This window comes from Actinokineospora enzanensis DSM 44649 (assembly GCF_000374445.1).
GTDB classification, from domain to species: Bacteria; Actinomycetota; Actinomycetes; order Mycobacteriales; family Pseudonocardiaceae; genus Actinokineospora; species Actinokineospora enzanensis.
In genome coordinates, this window is sequence record NZ_KB894404.1 from 297,565 (window position 1) to 318,996 (window position 21,432).

Genomic DNA, 21,432 nt, shown 5'->3' on the forward strand with positions numbered 1-21,432 from the left:
GGGTGGGCTGGCAGCCGTCGACCGTGCCGTCCCGGCATGCGCTGCCGGGGACCTGGCTGGTGCTCGCGGATGTGGAGGATGAGTGGTCCGCCGCCGTGATCGAGGCACTGGGCCCGGACACGGTCGTGGCCACGCTGGATCGGCTCCCCGATCGGAATGACTTCGCGGGCGCCGTCGCTCTCCCTGGGGCGACCTGGCCTGATGCTGTGCTCCAAGCCCTGGCTGAAGCGGGCATCGAAGCTCCGCTGTGGATGATCACGCGGGGTGCGGTGTCGGTGGGGCGTTCCGAGGTGCTCGCGGACGCGGTCCAGGCGGCGGTCTGGGGAGCCGGGCGGGTGGCCGCGCTGGCGGAACCGGCCCGGTGGGGTGGGTCGATCGACATCGCGCAGGTGCTCGACCAGCGGTCAGCTGATCGGCTCCGTGGCGTGCTCGCGGACGCGGACGGTGAGGACCAGATCGCGCTGCGTCCGTCCGGGGTGTTCGTGCGGCGATTGATCCGAGCGGGTGGGGGCGAGAACCCGTGGCAGCCGTCCGGCACGGTGCTGGTCGTCGGCGCGGTGTCCGGTATCGCGGGCCGTGTCGCCTGCTGGCTGGCGCGGAACGGCGCGGACCATGTGCTGCTGGTCAGCCGGACCGAACCGGTGGACACCGAGGTGGCCGCGCTGCGGGACGAATGCACCGAGCAATGCACCGAGCTCACCGTGGCGACGTGCGCGGTGGATGATCACGACGGGCTCGCCGCGATCCTGGCAGACGTGACCGGGCTGAGCGCTGTGCTCCACGCGGACGAAAGCGCCGATGACGATCCCGGCTCGCTCCTGGCGACGGTGCAGGCGGGTATCGAGGGCCTGGATGTCGCGTTGGGGGACCGGCCGCTGGATGCGTTCGTCCTGTTCGCGGGGATCTCGGGAGTCTGGGGCGTGCGCGGCCAGGGATCCGGGGCCGCCGCGAGCGCCTACCTGGACGCGGTGGCCCAGCAGCATCGGGCGCGTGGCGTCAACGCCGTCGCCGTCTCGTGGGGGGCCTGGGCAGGCACCAGCCCGGCGGGCCTCACCGATCACCTGCGGAACAACGGCCTGCCCGAGATGGACCCCGACCGGGCCCTGTCGGCGCTCGGCCAGGCCGTCGGTGCCGGGCACGCGGCCGAGACGATCGCGGACATCGTGTGGGAGCGGTTCGCGCCCGCGTTCGCCCAGGCCCGGCGCACCCGCCTGTTCGCGGAGATCTCCGAGGCACAGCAGACCGAGCCCACCGACCAGGCCGCCGCGAGTACCGCGTCCGCCATGCGAGCCGAACTCGTCCGGCTCGCCGAGGCCGACGGGGTGCGGCGCCTGCTGGACGTGGTCCGCGCCGAGGCGGCACAGGTACTCGGGCACTCCGACGCCGGGGCCGTTCCGCCTGATCAGGCCCTGCGGGACCTCGGATTCGACTCGCTCACCGCCGTCGACCTGCGCGGCAGGTTGACCGCCGTCACCGGCCTGAGCCTGCCCGCCACGCTCGCGTTCGACTACCCGACCGCGACCGCCATTGCCGGTCACCTGCGCGCCGAACTCCTCGGCGAGCACGCGGACGCCGTGGTGACGACCGGCGTCGCGACCGACGAACCCATCGCCATCGTCGGCATGAGCTGTCGTTACCCGGGCGGGGTGCGCTCCCCGGAGGATCTGTGGGAGCTGCTGGTGGGGGAGGTCGACGCGATCGGCGGGTTCCCCACGGACCGGGGTTGGGACCTCGACCGGCTGAGCCGGGGCGACAAGGACGGCCGGGGCCGCAGCGTCACCCAGCATGGCGGGTTCCTCTACGACGTGGCCGACTTCGACGCGGGCTTCTTCCGGATGTCCCCGCGCGAGGCGTTCGTGATCGACCCACAGCAGCGCGTCGTGCTCGAAGCGGCCTGGGAGGCGCTGGAACGGGCCGGGATCGACCCGCTGGGACTGCGCGGGAGCGACGCCGGTGTGTTCGTCGGCGGCGGGACCGGCGACTACCGGCCCGGGTCCGATCTGGTCGGTCACGCCAAGACCGCGCAGTCGGCCAGCCTCCTGTCCGGCCGGTTGTCCTACACGCTCGGCCTGGAAGGGCCCTCGGTCACTGTGGACACGGCGTGCTCGTCCTCGCTGGTGGCGCTGCACCTCGCCGCGCAGGCGCTGCGGGCGGGGGAGTGTTCCGTGGCGCTCGCGGGTGGCGTGACGGTGATGTCGACGCCGGTCGGTTTCGTCGAGTTCGGGGAGATGGGGGCGCTCTCGCCGGACGGCCGCTGCCGGGCGTTCGCCGACTCCGCCAATGGCACAGCGTGGTCGGAGGGCGTGGGGTTCCTTGTGGTGCAAAGGCTTTCGGATGCGTTGCGTGACGGTCACGAGGTGTTGGCGGTGGTGCGCGGGTCCGCGATCAACCAGGACGGCGCGTCCAACGGGCTGACCGCGCCGAACGGTCCGTCGCAGCGGCGGGTGATCGGGCGGGCCCTGGCCAACGCCGGACTGTCACCGGCCGATGTGGACGCTGTGGAGGCACACGGGACGGGCACGGCACTGGGCGATCCGATCGAGGCGCAGGCACTGCTCGCCACCTACGGCCGGGAGCGCGAGCGGCCGCTGCTGCTCGGCACCGTGAAGTCGAACATCGGGCACACCCAGGCCGCCTCCGGGGTGGCGGGTGTGATCAAGATGGTGCTGGCCATGCGGCACGGCGTGCTGCCCAGGTCGCTGCACATCGACCGGCCGTCGTCACATGTGGACTGGTCGGCTGGGGCGGTGGAGCTGCTGGCCGAGCAGGCGGCGTGGCCTGCGACGGGACGGCCGCGCCGGGCGGGGATCTCCTCGTTCGGGGCGAGCGGGACCAACTCGCACGTGATCATCGAGCAGCCGTCGGTGGTGGCCGGTCCGGTGCGGGCGCGTGAGCCGGAACCGGTGGTCGTGATGGTGTCCGCGCCTGATCAGGAGGCCGTGGGGGCACAGGCCGAGCGGTTGCTGGACTTTGTGTCCACGCGTCCCGATGTCGATCTCGTGGACGTCGCCCACTCGCTCGCCGTGAGCCGGGCCGCCTTCGAACACCGGGCTGCGGTGCTGGCGACCGGGCGGGACGAGCTGGTCGAGGGGCTTACGGCCCTGGTCGAAGGGCGGACCACGGCACGGGTCCTGCGCGGGCAGGCCGTGCCGGGCAAGACGGCGATGGTGTTCCCGGGGCAGGGCTCGCAGCGGCTGGGGATGGGGCGGGAGCTGTATGGGCGGTTCCCGGTGTTCGCCCACGCGTTGGACGAGGTCGTGGCCCGATTGGACGTCTCATTGGACCGTCCGTTGTGTTCGGTGATGTGGGGCGATGACCCGGCTGCCCTGGCGGATACCGGGTTCGCGCAGCCCGCGCTGTTCGCGGTCGGGGTGGCGTTGTTCCGGCTGGTGGAGTCGTGGGGGCTGCGGCCGGAGTGTGTGGCCGGGCATTCGATCGGCGAGGTCGCGGCCGCGCACGTGGCCGGGGTGCTGTCCCTGGACGACGCGTGCGCGCTCGTGGCCGCGCGGGCCGGGTTGATGCGGGCGTTGCCGGTCGGCGGGGCGATGGTCGCGATCGAGGCCGATGCGGACGAGGTGGCCGCTGCCCTGGTGGACGGCGTGTCGATCGCGGCGGTGAACGGGCCGCGCGCGGTGGTGATCTCCGGTGTGGAGAGTGCGGTGGAGTCGGTTGCCGCCGAGTTGGCGGATCGAGGGTGCCGGACGCGGCGGCTGTCGGTCAGTCACGCGTTCCACTCGCCGTTGATGGAGCCCATGCTGGCGGACTTCCGCCGGGTTGTGTCCGGGTTGGAGTTCCGGGCCCCGGAGATCCCGCTGGTGTCGAACGTGACGGGCGAGTTCTTCGCGGATGAGACGCGCACGCCGGAGTACTGGGCGCGGCATGTTCGCGGAGCGGTCCGTTGGGACGACGGCGTGCGGGCCTTGGCCGGGCGTGGTGTGACGGTGATGCTGGAACTCGGGCCGGGGGCGGTGCTCAGCGGTATGGGCCAGGACGTGTCCGCCGTGCCGGTGCTGCGCAAGGATGGCGCCGAGCATGCCTCGCTGCTGTCGGCGATGGCGCAACTGCACGTCGCCGGGCTCGGTCCTCGATGGGACGGTCTGTTCACGGACGCGCGGCGGGTCGATCTGCCCACCTACGCGTTCCGGCATCAGCGGTACTGGCCTGATGCCACCCCCGATGCCTGCGGCGAGGACAGCGAGTTCTGGTCGGCGGTGCGGCGGGCGGACTTCGACTCGCTGGTGTCGACGCTGGAGGTCGACCGGGAGTCGCTGTCCAAGGTGCTGCCCGCGCTGAACGCGTGGCGTGCGCGGCGGGCTGAGCAGTCCATAGTGGATGATTGGCGGCAGCGTATCGGGTGGCGGTCACTGGATACGGGTTCCGGTGGTCCCGTCGGCCGTTGGCTCGCGGTGTTGCCTTCCGGTGCGGGGACCGAGGTTGTCCGGTGGCTTGGCCGGGATGCCGTGACGGTCGAGGTCGCCGGGTCGGATCGGGCGGCGGTCGCCGATCTGCTGCGCGGGTGCGCGGATGACTTCGCCGGTGTCGTATCGCTGCTGGCGCTTGCCGGTTCGGACGGGGTCGCGGCGACGGCGGCGCTCATCCAGGCGCTGGGGGATGTCGGGATCGAGGCGCCGCTGTGGTGCGTGACGCGGGGAGCGGTCTCGGTGGCGGCCGAGCCGGTGCCGGGGATGTGGCAGGCCGGGGTGTGGGGTCTGGGTCGGGTGGCCGCGTTGGAGGTTCCGGGGCGTTGGGGCGGGTTGATCGACCTGCCCGAGGTCGTCGACGAGAAGATCGGGGCCCGGTTCGCCGGTGTGCTCGCGGATCCGGACGGTGAGGACCAGATCGCGATCCGGTCCACCGGGGTCTTCGGTCGTCGGCTGGTGCCGGTGCAGGCCGGGCAGGTTCGTGAGTGGGACCCGACCGGCACGGTGTTGATCGTGGGCGGCACCGGCTCGCTGGGCGCGCACGTCGCCCGAGGACTGGCGGCGGCCGGGGCCCAGCGGTTGGTCCTGGTCAGCCGCCGTGGCCCGGACGCCCCCGGGGCGGACGCACTGCGCGCCGAACTCGGGGTCGAGACGACGATCATCGCCTGCGACGCCGCCGACCGGGCGGCGATGTCGGCCGTGCTGGCGGACATCCCGGCCGACGCGCCGCTGACGGCGGTGATCCACGCGGCAGGCGTGCTCGACGACGGGGTGATCGACAGCCTGACCCCGGAGCGGTTCACCTCGGTGTTCCACGCCAAGGTGGCCTCCGCCCTCCTCCTCGACGAGCTGACCCGGGGCATGGACCTCACCGCCTTCGCCCTGTTCTCCTCCGCCTCCGCTGCGGTCGGCAACCCCGGCCAGGGCAACTACGCCGCCGCCAACGCCATCCTCGACGCGCTCGCCGAGGACCGCCGCGCCCACGGCCTGCCCGCCACCTCCATCGCCTGGGGCGCCTGGGGCGGCGGTGGCATGGCCGCCGACGAACGGGCTGTCGCCCTGGCCCAGCGCACCGGCATCCGCCCACTCGACCCGTCGCTGGCCGTCCTGGCCCTCCGCCAGGTCATCGCCGCCACCGACCCGACCCCGCTCGTCGCCGAGGTCGACCGCGACCGTTTCCTGCGCGCCTTCACCACCATCCGCCCGAGCAAGCTGCTCGCCGAACTCCCCGGCTACACCGAGATCTCGACCGCCGCCACCACCGCCGAGACCACCACCCTGGCCCTGCGCGACGAACTCCTGCCCCTGACACCCGCGCACCGCGCGGAAATCCTGCTCGACCTGGTGCGCGGCCGAACCGCCGACGTCCTCGGCCACCCCGACCCCGACACCATCGGCCCCGACCGCCCCTTCCGCGACCTCGGCTTCGACTCGCTGGCAGCGGTCGAACTCCGCAACCAGCTCACCGCCGCCACCGGCCGCACCCTGCCCGCCACCCTCGTCTTCGACCACCCCACCCCGACCGCCCTTGCCACCCACCTCCTGCACGACCTGATCCCCGACGACACGGCCCCGCAGGTGGACGACACCACGTTGCGCTCGCTGCTGGCCACCGTCTCCCTCGCCGCACTCCGCGAATCGGGTCTCCTGGACCCGCTGCTGCGGCTGACCCGCACCAACGGCAACGGCCACACTTCCGACCCGCTCGACGCCATCGACTCCATGGCCCTGGACGACCTGGTCCGCGTCGCCCTGGACGGCAACGGCCACACCGACCTCGGAGCCGACCATGACCACGCCTGACCACTCGCTTGCGCCCATGCCCGGCAATCCTCTCTCTGTCTGTGGAGCTGACAATGACCGTTGAGCGGCAGGGCATGCCGGGGGACAAGGTCGTCGAGGCGTTGCGGGCGGCGGTGAAGGAAGCCGAGCGGTTGCGGCGGCGGAATCGGGAGCTTGTCGCGGCGGCCACGGAGCCGATCGCGATCGTGGGGATGAGTTGTCGGTATCCGGGTGGGGTGGACTCGCCGGAAGGGTTGTGGGAGCTGGTTGCCCGTGGGGGCGATGCGATCTCGGCGTTCCCCGGGGACCGGGGGTGGGATCTCGGGGCGTTGCGGGCGGCCGGGACGGATGGGCGCGGTACGAGTGTCAGCCAGGAAGGAGGTTTCCTGGACGGGGTGGCGGAGTTCGACGCCGGGTTCTTCGGGATCTCGCCGCGTGAGGCTGTCGCGATGGATCCGCAGCAGCGGTTGTTGTTGGAGACGGCCTGGGAGGTGTTCGAGCGGGCCGGGATCGATCCGGCGCGCGTTCGGGGCAGCCGGACCGGGGTGTTCATCGGGACCAACGGGCAGGACTACGCGTATCTGCTGGTCAGGTCGTTGGCGAGTGCCACCGGGGACATCGGGACCGGGATCGCGGCCAGTGCCACCTCCGGGCGGCTGTCCTATGAACTCGCGCTCGAAGGACCGGCCGTCACGGTCGACACCGCGTGTTCGTCGTCGTTGGTGGCGTTGCATCTCGCGGCTCAGGCGTTGCGGGCGGGGGAGTGTGAGCTGGCGCTGGCCGGGGGCGTGAACGTCATGTCCACGCCCGGGTCGTTGCTGGAGTTCAGCAGGCAAGGGGGGTTGGCGCGGGACGGGCGGTGCAAGGCCTATTCGGACGCTGCGGACGGTACCGGGTGGTCCGAGGGCGTTGGCGTGCTGCTGCTGGAGCGACTGTCGGACGCGCAGAGACATGGGAATCCCATCTTGGCTGTGTTGAAGGGAAGCGCGGTCAACCAGGACGGGGCATCCAACGGGTTCACTGCCCCGAGTGGACCGTCGCAGCAGCGGGTGATCCGGCAAGCGCTTGCCAATGCCGGACTGTCACCGCAGGAGGTCGACGCCGTCGAAGGGCACGGCACGGGAACCGCCCTGGGAGACCCGATCGAGGCTCAGGCCCTGCTTGCCACCTATGGGCAGGAGCGGGAGCGGCCGCTGCTGTTGGGGTCGATCAAGTCGAACATCGGGCATACCCAGGCGGCGGCCGGGGTGGCGGGTGTGATCAAGATGGTGCAGGCGATGCGCCATGGGGTGCTGCCGAAGACCTTGCACGCGGCCACGCCATCATCTCATGTGGACTGGAACAGCGGCGCGGTCGAGCTGTTGGCCGAAAAGAGGACCTGGCCGGAGACGGGACAACCGCGTCGGGCGGGAGTGTCGTCGTTCGGGATCAGTGGGACGAACGTGCACGTGATCATCCAGCAGGCGCCCGAACCGGCCGTGGTCGGGAGTGGGTCGGCGGCACCGGTGCCGTGGCTGGTGTCGGGCAGGTCCGAGGAGGCGTTGGACGCCCAGCTCGACCGGCTGACCGCGTTCGCGGCGGATCTGTCGCCGGTGGATGTCGGTTGGTCGTTGGCCACCGGCCGGTCCGTGTTCGAGCACCGGGCCGTCGTACTGGACGGTGGCGTGATCGCGCGCGGCAAGGCCGTCACCAGGTCGTTGGCCGTGCTGTTCGCCGGACAGGGCTCGCAGCGGGCGGACATGGGACGGGAGCTGCACGCCCGGTTCCCCGTCTTCGCCAAGGCGTGGGACGAGGTGACGGCCCGGCTGGACCTCGACGACTCGGCACGGCCGGACGACACGGGACACGCCCAACCCGCCTTGTTCGCCCTTGAGGTCGCACTGTTCCGGCTGATCGAGTCCTGGGGCATCCGCCCCCGGTTCGTCGGCGGACACTCGCTCGGCGAGATCACGGCCGCGCACGTCGCCGGTGTCCTGTCGCTGACCGACGCCTGCGCCCTCGTGACCGCCAGGGCACGGCTCATGCAGGCACTCCCGCCCGGCGGCGCCATGATCTCCATCCAGGCCACCGAGGACGAGCTGCTGCCGGTCCTGGTCGACGGCGTCGCCCTCGCCGCGATCAACGGGCCGCGCGCCGTGGTGATCTCCGGCGAGGAGACCGCCGTGGTCGAGATCGCGGAGAAGTTCGCCGCCGACGGCCGCAAGACCCAGCGCCTGTCGGTCAGCCACGCCTTCCACTCGCCGCTCATGGACCCGATGCTGGACGACTTCCGCCGCGTCGTGGAGAACCTCTCCTTCCACGCCCCGGAGATCCCGGTAGTGTCCACTGTGACCGGACAACTCGCCACAGCGGAGATCCGCACGCCGGAGTACTGGGTCGAGCATGTCCGCCGCACAGTCCGGTTCGCCGACGGCGTCCAGTCCCTCGCCAAGGCAGGCGCATCGGCCTTCCTGGAACTCGGCCCCGACGGAGTCCTGACCGCCCTGGCCCGGCAATACGCGGACGACGTCCTCGCGATCCCCCTGCTGCGCAAGGATCGTGGCGAGGAACAGTCGGTCATCACCGCGCTCGCCCAGGCACACGTCGCCGGGGTGCGGATCGACTGGACGGCCTTCTTCGCCGACACCGGCGGACACCGCGTCGACCTGCCCACCTACGCCTTCCAGCGCGAGCACTTCTGGGCCCGCCCGACCTCCTCCGGCGACGTCACCGCCGCCGGGCTCACCGCCACCGACCACCCGCTGCTCGGCGCGGCGGTCTCGATGGCCGACTCCGACGCGGTCCTGTTCACCGGCCGCCTGTCCACCGAGGCACACCCCTGGCTGCTGGACCACCGCGTCGACGACACCCTGATCTTCCCCGCCGCCGGTTTCGTGGAACTGGCCATCCGCGCCGGTGACCAGGTCGGCGCCGACCGCGTCGACGAACTCACCGTCGGAACTCCCCTCGCCCTCGCGGAAGGCACGGCCCGCACCATCCAGGCCGTCGTGGGCGCCCCCGACGAGTCCGGTCGACGCGCGGTGACCATCTACTCACGCGCCGAGGACTCCTCGTGGACCGAGCACGCCACCGGGATCCTCGCCCAGGCCGGACCGCCCCCGACCGACGTCATGACCTGGCCGTCCCACGACGCCGACGTGCGCGACACCGAGACATTCGTCGAAGTCACGCTGCCCGGCCAGACCGACGCCACCCTTTTCGGCCTGCATCCCACCCTGCTCGACACCCTGGTCCGCGCGGCCGCCCCGGACGAGGACCTGACCGCCCACTCCTGGAGCGGCGTCACGCTCCACGCAGGCGGCGCCCCGATGATCCGCGCGCGTATCGTGCGGACAGGCATCGACACGGTCTCGGTCGAGGCCATCGACTCCGCAGGCGCTCCGGTGCTGACCGTCGAGTCACTGGTCCTGGGCGAAGCAGCCACCCCAACACCCGGAGCAACCCAGCAGGGAACGCTGCTGTCCTTGAACTGGGTCCCGGTCGACACCCCGTCCCCGCAAACCGTCGAGCACGTGACCGTCGACGCGGCCAGCGGACTCGCCGACATCGACCAGCCCGACCTCGTTTTCGTTCCCGTGCCCCGAACCGAGGGCACCCTGCCCGGTGCCGTGCACGCCCGTGCCGCCTGGGCGCTGGGATTACTGCAGGACTGGCTGTCGGACGAGCGGCCATCCCGCCTGGTGTTCGTGACCCAGGGCGCCGTCGATGGCGCGGACCCGGCGGGCAGCGCCGTCTGGGGCCTGGTGCGCTCGGCCCAGTCGGAGCACCCGGACCGGTTCGCCCTCCTCGATACCGACACCGAAGACCTCGCCGCCGTGGCACCGGTCCTGCCCGGCCTCCTCGCCACCGGCGACGCCCAGTTCGTGCTGCGCGACGGCACCCTGCACGTCGCCCGCCTCGCCCGATCCGCCACCCCCGACCAGTCGCGTCCCTGGAACCCCGACGGCACAGTGCTGATCACCGGCGGCACCGGCGGCCTGGCGAGCGTGCTGGCCCGACACCTGGTGACCCGGCACGGAGTCCGCCACCTGCTGCTGACCAGCCGCCGTGGCCCGGACGCACCCGAGGCGGCCGCGTTGGCGGAAGACCTGCGGGCCTTGGGCGCGGCCGTCACCGTGGCCGCCTGCGACATGGCCGACCGCGACGCGACAGCCGCTCTGCTGGCCGGGATCCCGGCCGAACACCCGCTCACCGCCGTGATCCACACCGCCGGTGTCCTCGATGACGGCGTGATCACCTCGTTGACCCCCGAACGCCTGTCCACGGTCCTGCGCCCCAAGGTCGACGCCGCCTGGAACCTGCACGAACTCACCCGAGACCTTGCCGCGTTCGTCCTGTTCTCCTCCACCGCAGGCGTCATGGGCGGCCCAGGCCAGGCCAACTACGCCGCCGCCAACGTCTTCCTGGACCACCTCGCCCACCACCGATGGACCCACGGCCTGCCCGCGCACTCGGTGGCCTGGGGCGCCTGGGCATCGGGTACGGGCATGACCGGCGACCTCGCCGAGGCAGACCGGCAGCGGATCGCCTCCGCCGGGGTCCCGCCGCTGTCCGTCGAGCAGGGCCTGGCCCTGTTCGACGCCACCCTCGGACTCGACGACGCCACCGTGGTCGCGGTCGGCCCGGTCACGTCCGGCGCCCGCGTGCCCGGCGTGGTCCCGCCGTTGCTCCGGGACCTCGTGCGCGGCGGCCGTCGGGTCGCGGGCCTGGCCGGGCCCAGCACGGTCGGGGCGCTGTCGGAGCTGGGCGAGGACGAACGAGCCCGGTTCGTCCTGGGACTTGTCCGGACCGAGGTGGCCGTTGTCCTGGGGTACGCGTCCGCCGAGGCCGTCACCGCCGACCGGGAGTTCCGCGAACTGGGCTTCGACTCGCTGACGGCGGTCGAGCTGCGCAACCGACTGGTCGCGGCCACCGGCCTGAAGCTGTCCGCGACCCTGGTCTTCGACTACCCGACCCCCACGATCCTCGCCGACCACCTGCTCGGGCAGCTGCTGGGCGAGCGCGAGCACGTCCAGGTCGTCCGCAAGACCGTCGAGTCGGCCGAGGACCCGATCGTCATCGTCGGCATGGCCTGCCGGATGCCCGGCGGCGTCCGGTCGCCGCAAGACCTCTGGACCATGGTCGCCGAGGGCCGCGACGGCATCTCGGCCTTCCCCACCGACCGTGACTGGGACCTGGACGCGTTGCTCGGTGGCACGGCCGAGCACGGGAACAGCGCGACCGGCCAAGGCGGTTTCCTGGAAAGCATCGCCGACTTCGATGCCGCGTTCTTCGGCATCTCCCCGCGCGAGGCCGTGGCGATGGACCCCCAGCAGCGCCTCCTGCTGGAGACCTCCTGGGAGGCGTTCGAACGCGCGGGCATCCCCCCGACTTCCCTGCGCGGCAGCCGGACCGGCGTGTTCGTGGGCACGACCGGGCAGGACTACGCCTCGCTCGTGATGGGCTCGCGGGAGGATGTGGAAGGCCACGCCACCACCGGGCTCGCCAACAGCGTGATCTCCGGCCGCGTCTCCTACACCTTCGGTCTGGAGGGCCCGGCCGTCACGCTCGACACCGCGTGCTCATCCTCCCTGGTCGCCCTGCACCTCGCCGCCCAGTCGCTGCGGTCCGGCGAATGCTCGCTGGCGCTGGCGGGTGGCATCACCGTGCTGGCGTCGCCGCTGAGCTTCGCCGGGTTCACCAGGCAGGGCGGGATGGCCACGGACGGCCGCTGCAAGGCTTTCGCGGACTCGGCCGACGGGGTCGGCTGGTCCGAGGGCGCGGGACTGCTTGTCCTGGAACGGCTTTCGGATGCGCGCCGCCTCGGGCATGAGGTGTTGGCGGTGGTTCGCGGTTCGGCGGTGAACCAGGACGGCGCGTCGAATGGCCTGACCGCGCCGAATGGTCCATCGCAGCAGCGGGTGATCCGTCAGGCGCTGGCCGATTCCGGCTTGTCCACTGTGGATGTCGATGTCGTCGAGGCGCATGGCACCGGCACGACGCTCGGGGACCCGATCGAGGCGCAGGCGTTGTTGGCGACCTATGGGCAGGATCGGGAGCGGCCGCTGCTGCTGGGGTCGGTCAAGTCGAACATCGGGCACACCCAGGCGGCGGCCGGGGTGGCCGGTGTGATCAAGATGGTGCAGGCCATGCGCCATGGGGTGTTGCCGAAGACCCTGCATGTGGACGCGCCGTCGTCGCATGTGGACTGGGCGGATGGTGCGGTCGAACTGTTGACCGAGCAGCGGTCCTGGCCGGAGGTCGGGCGCGCGTGGCGGGCCGGTGTGTCGTCGTTCGGGATCAGCGGCACGAACGCGCACGTGATCATCGAACAGCCCGAGCCTACCGAGGTCGCGGCCGTGCCTGCACCGGGTCTGGTGCCATTGCCGGTATCGGCCAGGTCCGAGGAGGCGCTTGCCGCCCAGGTCGACCGGCTGACGGAGTTCCTCGCGGCGCGGTCGGACCTGTCACCTGCGGATGTCGGGTTGTCGCTCGCTGTCGGCAGGTCGGTGTTCGGGCACCGCGCGGTGTTGTTGGCCCAGGACGACCGGGTTGACGAGGTGGCCCGGGGTGTCGCGGTCGAGCGGTCGTTGGCGGTGTTGTTCACCGGTCAAGGGTCGCAGCGGCTGGGCATGGGGCGGGCGCTGTATGACCGGTTCCCGTTGTTCGCGCAGGCTTTCGAGGAGGTCACCGCTCAGCTGGACCCGTCCTTGCGTGCGGCGATGTGGGGTGATGGGTCGGGCCTGGATGACACGAGGTTCGCGCAGCCCGCGTTGTTCGCTCTGGAAGTGGCGTTGTTCCGGTTGGTCGAGTCGTGGGGGCTGCGGCCGGACTACGTTGCCGGGCATTCGATCGGTGAGGTGACGGCCGCGCATGTGGCCGGAGTCTTGTCGTTGCGGGACGCCTGCGCGTTGGTGTCGGCTCGGGCGCGGTTGATGGCTGCCCTGCCGGTGGGTGGGGCGATGATCGCCGTTCAGGCCGTTGAGGACGAGGTGTCGGCGCGGCTGGTGGAAGGCGTGTCGATTGCGGCGATCAACGGGCCGCGCGCGGTGGTGATCTCCGGTGTGGAGGCCGCCGTGGTGGCGATCGCGGACGGGTTTGCCGCCGAGGGGCGGAAGATCCAGCGTCTGTCGGTGAGTCACGCGTTTCACTCGCCGCTGATGGATCCGATGCTGGCGGAATTCGGGCAGGTCGTGTCCGGTCTGGAGTTCCGCGAGCCCAGGATCCCGCTGGTCTCCAACGTGACCGGTCAGCTCGCCACCGAGGAGATCCGCACACCGGAGTACTGGGTCGAGCACGTCCGCCGGACCGTCCGGTTCGCTGACGGGGTTCGGGCCTTGGTCGACGTGGGCGTGTCGGCGTTCCTGGAACTGGGCCCGGACGGGGTCCTGACCGCGCTGGTCCAGGTCGAGGACGGCGTGGTGGCCGTCCCCGCGTTGCGCAAGGACCGGGACGACGACACCGCCCTGCTCACGGCAGTGGCCCGCCTGCACGTCTCCGGCGTCCAGATCGACTGGTCCGCCCTCTACCCGGGTGCGCGCCGGGTAGAGCTGCCCACCTACGCCTTCCAGCACCAGCGGTACTGGCCCAGGCCGTCGCCCCGCACCGGTGACGTGTCGTCGACCGGACTCGCCCCGGCCGACCACCCGCTGCTGGGCGCGGCCATGACCCCGGCCGACTCGGACGAGGTCTTCCTCACCAGCCGGATCTCCCTGCGCACGCACCCCTGGCTGGCCGACCACACCATCGACGGCGCACCGGTCTTTCCTGGGACGGGTTTCCTGGAGCTGGCCATCCGCGCAGGCGACCAGGTCGGCTGCACCCGGGTCGAGACACTCGCGCTGGAGGCACCGCTGCCCCTGACCGAGGGCGGCGTGGCCGTCCAGGTCCGGGTGGGCGCCCCCGATGCGCACGGCGCTCGTCTGATCAGCGTGTTCTCGCAGCACGAGCGGTCCTGGACCCGGCACGCCACCGGCACGCTGGGGCTCGGCGAACGAATCGCGAACCTCGATACCTCGGAATGGCCCCCGCGCGACGCGGTCGCGGTGGACCTGACCGGCTTCCACAGCGAGCACGGCCCGGTGTTCCAGGGACCGCAGTCGGTCTGGGCGCGCGAGGACGAGGCGTTCGTGGAAGCCGCGTTGACGGTCCAGGCGGAGGACGCCCGGTACTTCGGCCTGCACCCGGCCCTGCTCGACATGGTCGTGCGCTCGGTCGAGTTCCTCGGGCTGTCCGATCTGGAACCCGCCTCCTGGCAGGACATCTCCCTGCACGCCCGAGGCGCGGCGGTGGTCCGGGCACGCATCGTGAAGACCACCGAGGACACGGTGTCCATCGCACTGGTCGACTCGGCAGGCGCGCCTGTGTTGTCCGGCGTGTTGAGTCTCCGCCCTCGGTCGGACTCCGGTCAGTCGGCCGCCCGGGGAGCGTTGCTGCGGCTGGAGTGGGTGCGGGCCCCGGAGGTCACGGCCGCCGAGAACGTCCGGTGTGTGGAACTGGGCGACGGCGAGTCCGGGATCGAGTCCTTGGCCGAGGTCGCCGACGAGTCGATCGTGGCGGTGTCGATCTCCGGCAGGGGCATGGACCTACCGGGCGCGGCACACGAGCTGGCAGCCCGCGCGCTCGGCCTGGTGGGGGAGTGGCTGGCCGAGGACCGTCCGGCGGGATCCCGGCTGGTGTTCGTGACCCGGCACGCGGTGGCGGCCGACGCCGAGGAGACCGTGCAGGACCTGGCGGCGGCTGTCGTGTGGGGCCTGGTGCGCTCGGCCCAGTCGGAACACCCGGACCGTTTCATCCTGCTCGACACCGACGGCGATCTCTCGTCCCTGAGGTTCCTACCTGCCCTCTCGGCAACGGGAGATGCCCAGTTCGTGGCCCGGGGTGGCGAACTCCGCGTCGCCCGGCTGGCCCGGATGAGCACCGACCGGGACGTCCGGCCGCGCGAGTGGAACGCGGACGGAACAGTGTTGATCACCGGCGGCACGGGTGGCCTGGGCAGCGAGATCGCCCGGCACCTGGTGGTCCACCACGGCGTGCGCCATCTGTTGCTCCTCAGCCGCCGGGGCCTGGAAGCCCCGGCCGCAGTCGAGTTGCACGACGAGTTGACCGCGCAAGGCGCCTCTGTGACGGTCGCCGCGTGCGATGTGGCTGATCGGGCCGAACTGGCGGAGGTGCTGGCCAGGGTTCCGGCGGCGCACCCGCTCACCGCCGTCGTGCACACCGCAGGCGTGCTGGACGACGGTGTGGTGACCGCACTGACCCCGGACCGGGTGTCCACGGTGCTGCGCCCGAAGGTCGACGCGGCCTGGCACCTGCACGAACTCACCGAGAATCTCGCCGCGTTCGTGCTGTTCTCCTCCATCTCCGGTGTCATGGGCAGCGCGGGCCAGGCCAACTATGCCGCAGGCAACGTCTTCCAGGACCACCTCGCGCAGCTCCGCACGGCCCAGGGGCTGCCCGCGCACTCGGTGGCCTGGGGAGCCTGGGCGCGCGACACGGGCATGACCGCGACCCTGTCCGACCAGGACATGCGCCGCGTCTCCGCAGCGGGCCCGCCGCTGTCCGTCGAGCAGGGGCTGGCGCTGTTCGACCAGGTCACCAGCCTGGACGAGCCCCACGTCGTACCGCTCGGCGTCGCCCCGCGAGCCATGCGCACGCCCGGCGAGGTCCCGCCGTTGTTGCGTGGCCTCATCAGGGGCGGTCGTCGGATCGCGGCGGCGGGCGGGGCCGGGACAGTCGCGGAACTGACGCGCCGGTTGCGGGACCTGGCGGACAGCAGGCGGGTCCGGTTCATGGTCGAGCTGGTGCGCGCCGAGTCGGCCGCCGTGCTCGGACACGCCTCCGCCCAGGCGGTGGACCCGGGACGGGAGTTCCGGGAGCTCGGGTTCGACTCCCTCACGGCCGTGGAACTGCGCAACAAGCTCACCACGGCCACCGGCCTGCGGCTGCCCGCCACCCTCGTCTTCGACTACCCCACCCCCGTCGTACTGGCCGAACACCTGGTCCGGCAGCTGCTGGACCAGCGGGAGGACGTGCCGCGAGTGGTCGCGGCCGGGGCGACCACGGACCCGATCGTCATCGTCGGCATGGCCTGTCGGCTGCCGGGCGGGGTCGAGTCGCCGGAACAGCTGTGGGACCTGGTCGCGGCGGGACGGGACGGGATCTCGGCGTTCCCGACCGACCGGGGCTGGGACCTGGCCCGGCTCACCGGGGACGGCCGGGGCCGCAGCGCGACCGGCCGGGGTGGCTTCCTGGACGAGGTAGCCGGGTTCGACGCGGCCTTCTTCGGGATCTCGCCGCGCGAGGCGGTCGCGATGGATCCGCAGCAGCGGCTGTTGCTGGAGGTCGCCTGGGAGGCGTTCGAGCGGGCCGCGATCGACCCGGCCGCCCTGCGCGGCAGCCGGACCGGCGTGTTCGTGGGCACCAACGGGCAGGACTACGCCGCACTGGTGATGAACTCCCAGGACGACACCGAGGGCCACGCGACCACCGGCCTGGCCACCAGCGCCATCTCCGGCCGGGTGTCCTACGTGTTCGGCCTGGAGGGCCCGGCGGTCACCGTCGACACGGCGTGTTCGTCGTCGCTGGTGGCCATGCACTGGGCGGCCCAGGCCCTGCGCGCGGGCGAGTGCTCGCTGGCGGTGGCCGGTGGCGTGACCGTGATGGCGACACCGTCCGGGTTCGCGGGGTTCAGCGCGCAGGGCGGGTTGGCGGCCGACGGGCTGTGCAAGGCGTACGCGGACGCGGCGGACGGGACCGGGTGGGCCGAGGGCGTTGGTTTGCTTGTCCTGGAACGGCTTTCGGACGCGCGACGACTGGGGCATGAGGTGCTGGCGGTCGTGCGGGGGAGCGCGGTCAACCAGGATGGCGCGTCGAACGGGTTGACCGCGCCGAATGGGCCGTCGCAGCAGCGGGTGATCCGGCAGGCGCTGGCGAGCGCCGGGCTGGTGGCGTCCGATGTGGACGTTGTGGAGGGGCACGGCACGGGGACGACGCTGGGTGATCCGATCGAGGCGCAGGCGTTGTTGGCGACCTATGGGCAGGATCGGGAGCGGCCGTTGCTGCTGGGGTCGGTCAAGTCGAACATCGGGCATACCCAGGCGGCGGCCGGGGTGGCCGGTGTGATCAAGATGGTGCAGGCGATGCGGCACGGGGTCGTGCCGAGGACGCTGCACGTGGATCGGCCTTCGTCGCATGTGGACTGGTCGAGCGGCGCGGTGGAGATCGTCGCCGAGCAGCGGCCGTGGCCTGAGGGGGATGGGCCGCGTCGCGCAGGTGTGTCGTCGTTCGGGATCAGCGGGACGAACGCGCACGTGATCCTGGAACACGCCGGACAGGCGTCACCGATCGAGGTCGAGCCGCGGCCGGTCTCGGCGGGTGCTGTGCCATGGCTGGTGTCGGCGCGGACGGAGGAGGCGCTGGCGGATCAGGTGGCGCGGCTGACCGGGTTCGTCGCGGCCCGGCCCGACCTCTCGCCGGTGGATGTGGGGCTGTCGCTGGCAGGCCGGACGACCTTCGAGCACCGGGCCGTGCTGATCCCGGACGAGCTGGCGCGGGGTCGGGCTGTCGAGCGGTCGTTGGCGGTGCTGTTCACGGGCCAGGGCTCGCAGCGACCGGGGATGGGGCGCGAGCTGTATGCGCGGTTCCCGGTGTTCGCCCAGGCCCTGGACGAGGCACTGGCCGGGTTGGACGGTTCGGTGCGGGATGTGATGTGGGGAGACAAGCCTGGCCTGGACGACACCGGGTTCGCGCAGCCCGCGTTGTTCGCGCTGGAGGTGGCGCTGTTCCGGCTGGTCGAGTCGTGGGGCGTGCGGCCGGACTTCGTCATCGGGCACTCGGTCGGCGAGATCACGGCCGCGCACGTGTCCGGGGTGCTGTCGCTCACGGACGCCGGTGCGCTGGTGACCGCCCGCGCCGGGCTGATGCGGCGCCTGCCGGGCGGGTCGATGGTCGCCATCGAGGCCGATGAGACGGAGTTGGAGTCCTGGCTGACCGACGGCGTGTCGATCGCGGCCGTGAACGGGCCCAGGGCGGTCGTGATCTCCGGTGCCGAGTCCGAGGTCGATCGGATCGCCGACGCTTTCGGGGTGCTCGGCCGAAAGACCCGACGGCTCTCGGTGAGCCACGCGTTCCACTCGCCGCTGATGGACCCGATGCTCGCGGACTTCCGTGCGGCCGTGTCGGGTCTGACATTCGGTGAACCGCGCATCCCGCTGGTGTCCAATGTGACCGGACAGCTCGCCGACTCGGAGATCGGCACGCCGGAGTACTGGGTCCAGCACGTCCGCCGGACCGTCCGCTTCGGCGACGGCATCCGGACCCTGGCGGAGGCGGGCGCGTCGGCGTTCCTGGAGCTGGGGCCGGACGGGGTGCTGACCGCGCTCACCCGGCAAACCCTGGACGAGACCGTGGCCTTCCCGGCTCTGCGCAAGGACCGCGACGAGGAAACCACCCTGCTCAACGCGTTGGCGCAGCTGTATGTGTCCGGAGTGGACGTCGACTGGTCCGAGTTCTTCGCGGGCACGGGCACACGCCGAGTCGGTCTGCCCACGTATGCCTTCCAGCACAAGCGGTTCTGGGCCCGCCCCGGGACCCGGGGCGATGTGACCTCCGCCGGTCTCCAGTCGGCCGAACACCCCTTGTTGGGCGCGGCCGTGGCATTGGCCGAGTCGGACGCGGTCCTGTTCACCGGTCGGATCTCCGTGCACACCCACCCTTGGCTGGCCGACCACACCATCGACGGCGCCCCGGTCTTCCCCGGGACCGGCTTCCTGGAGCTGGCCATCCGCGCCGCCGACCAGGTGGGTCTCGACCGGGTCGAGCAGCTGACGTCCACGGTCCCCCTGGTCCTCGACGACCGGCCCGTGACGATCCAGGTATCCGTCGGTGAGCCGGACGAGTCCGGTTCTCGAACCGTCCGCTGCCACGCCCGCCCCGATGACCAGCCGTGGACCGAACACGCCACCGGCATCCTCACCGCCGACACCCGACTCTTGGAACCCGTCACCGAATGGTCGCCACCCGAGGCCACGGCCGTGGACGTCGATGGCATCCGGGGCCTGCGCTCGCTGTCCCACACCGGTGACGAGATCCACGCCGAGGCGGCCCTGCCGGAAGCCCTGACCGGCGACGCGTTCGGGATCCATCCCGTCCTGCTGACCTCGATCATCCACGCGGCAGGTTCCCTGGACGACCGACCGCTGCTCCCGTCCGCCTGGACCGGCGTGTCCCTGCATGCCGCAGGCGCCTCGGTGGTGCGGGCCCGTATCCGCAGGACCGGCGAGGACACGTTCTCGATCGCGGCGGTCGACGTCCAGGGCACCCCGGTGCTGACAGTGGACTCGGTGACACTCCGGGAACCCACTTCGGCACCGACCTCACCCGGCAGGCCCCACGACTCCCTCCTCCGCCTGGACTGGGTCCCGGCCCCCGAGACACCGGCAGCCGAGATCCGCTGGGTCGAACTGGACACCCTCGGCGCGTCCCTGGATGACCTCACCGGCGACGAGGATCTGGTGCTGGTCCCGGTCTCGGGCACGGGCGACCTGCCTGGGGCCGCGCACGAGCTGGCCAACCAGGCGCTGAGCCTCGTGCAGCGGTGGCTCGCCGAGGACCGGCTGTCGCGAACGCGGCTGGTGTTCGTGACGCGGCAGGCCGTGGCCGTGTCGGCGGATGAGGACGTGGTCGATCTCGCGGCAGGCACCGTGTGGGGTCTCGTCCGGTCGGCACAATCGGAACACCCCGGCCGGTTCGTCCTCCTCGACACCGACGACTCCGAGTCCACTGCCGTCCTGCCCGGCCTGGGAGCACTGCTTGCCTCCGGCGACGCGCAGTTCGCCGTGCGCGCGGGCTCGATACGCCTGCCCCGACTGACCCGGATGACCACCCCGCCCGCCGAGCAACCCGACTGGGACCCGCACGGCACCGTGCTGATCACCGGCGGCACCGGCGCGCTCGGCGCCCATGTCGCCCGGCGGCTCGCCGCCCAAGGGGCGCGGCATCTGGTCCTCACGAGCCGCCGAGGCATGGCGGCCCCCGGCGCGGCCGAACTCGCGGCGGAACTCCAGGAAGCCGGTGCCCACGCCACGGTCGTCGCCTGCGATGTGGCCGACCGGGACGCCGTCGCCGGGATGCTGGCGGCGATCCCCGCCGACCATCCACTGACCGCCATCATCCACACCGCCGGTGTGCTCGACGACGCCGTCACCGACGCTCTCACCCCGGAACGCATGACCACCGTGCTGCGCCCCAAGGTGGACGCCGCCTGGCACCTGCACGAGCTCACCGAGAATCTCGCCGCGTTCGTGCTGTTCTCCTCGATCTCCGGCGTCACCGGCAGCGCGGGCCAGGCCAACTACGCCGCCGCCAACACCTTCCTCGATCACCTCGCCCGACACCGCCGGGCCCGGGGCCTCCCCGCGCACTCGGTGGCCTGGGGCCCGTGGGTGCTCGATGGCGGCATGACCAGCACGTTGAGCGACACCGACCTCCGCCGGATGCGCGGCGGCTTCCCACCGCTCACTCTCGACCGGGGCCTGACCCTGCTCGACGCCGCCCTGGGCACCGACGAGGCCCAGGTGATCGCCGTCGAGCTGTCCGACAGCGGCCGCATGGCACCGGAGGATCTGCCCGCCGTCTTCCGGGCCCTGGTCAAGACGCGCCGCAAGGCCGCCCGCGACACCGGCCGGTCGGCCACGCTCGTGCAGGAACTCACCGGCCTGAAGAAGCCCGAGCGCGTCCGGTTCATGACCGAGCACGTCACCGCCGAGGCCGCCGCCGCGCTCGGGCACACCTCCGCCAAGGACGTCGACCCCGCCCGCGAGTTCCGCGAGCTGGGCTTCGACTCCCTGACCTCCCTGGAACTGCGCAACCGCCTGGCCACCCGGACCGGCCTGCGCCTGCCCGCGACCCTCGTCTTCGACTACCCGACACCCACCGTCCTCGGCGAGTACCTGGTGTCGCGGCTCGTCACGGCGGAGGCCGACGCGGCCCCGTCGCTGCTGGCCGAGCTCGACCGCATCGACGCGGCCCTGGCCGCAGGCGAGCCGGACGAGATCACCAGGTCGGGCATCGCGCAGCGGCTGAGCCGGATGCTGGACCGCTGTCGGGCCGCCGAGCCGGACACCGAGGCGACCCAGGTGTCCGAGCGGATCGGCGCGGCCAGCGCGGAAGAGATCTTCGACTTCATCGACCACGAGCTCGGGCGCCTCAGCGACCGCTGATCTCGGCGTGCCCACCCACCGGAGGCTGC

The 21,432-nt window shown here is 72.0% G+C and carries 2 protein-coding genes (1 of these 2 only partly in view); both read left to right on the forward strand.

Features of this window, described 5'->3' with window-relative positions:
* On the forward strand, positions 1-6,224 hold the end of the coding sequence (locus tag C503_RS0103970) for a type I polyketide synthase (protein ID WP_018680910.1). The gene continues 21,349 nt to the left of window position 1, outside the view; only the last 6,224 of its 27,573 coding nucleotides appear in the window; its start codon lies off the left edge, out of view; the stop codon is at positions 6,222-6,224.
* A gap of 53 nt (positions 6,225-6,277) precedes the next feature.
* The gene (locus C503_RS37795) at positions 6,278-21,403 is read left to right on the forward strand and encodes a type I polyketide synthase (protein WP_018680911.1); all 15,126 of its coding nucleotides are present in this window, start codon (positions 6,278-6,280) and stop codon (positions 21,401-21,403) included.
* Positions 21,404-21,432: the final 29 nt, after the last annotated feature.

Coding starts and splice junctions, on each gene's coding strand:
- C503_RS37795 (WP_018680911.1), top strand. CDS start 6,278: ATGACCGTTGAGCGGCAGGGCATGCCGGGGGACAAGGTCGTCGAGGCG.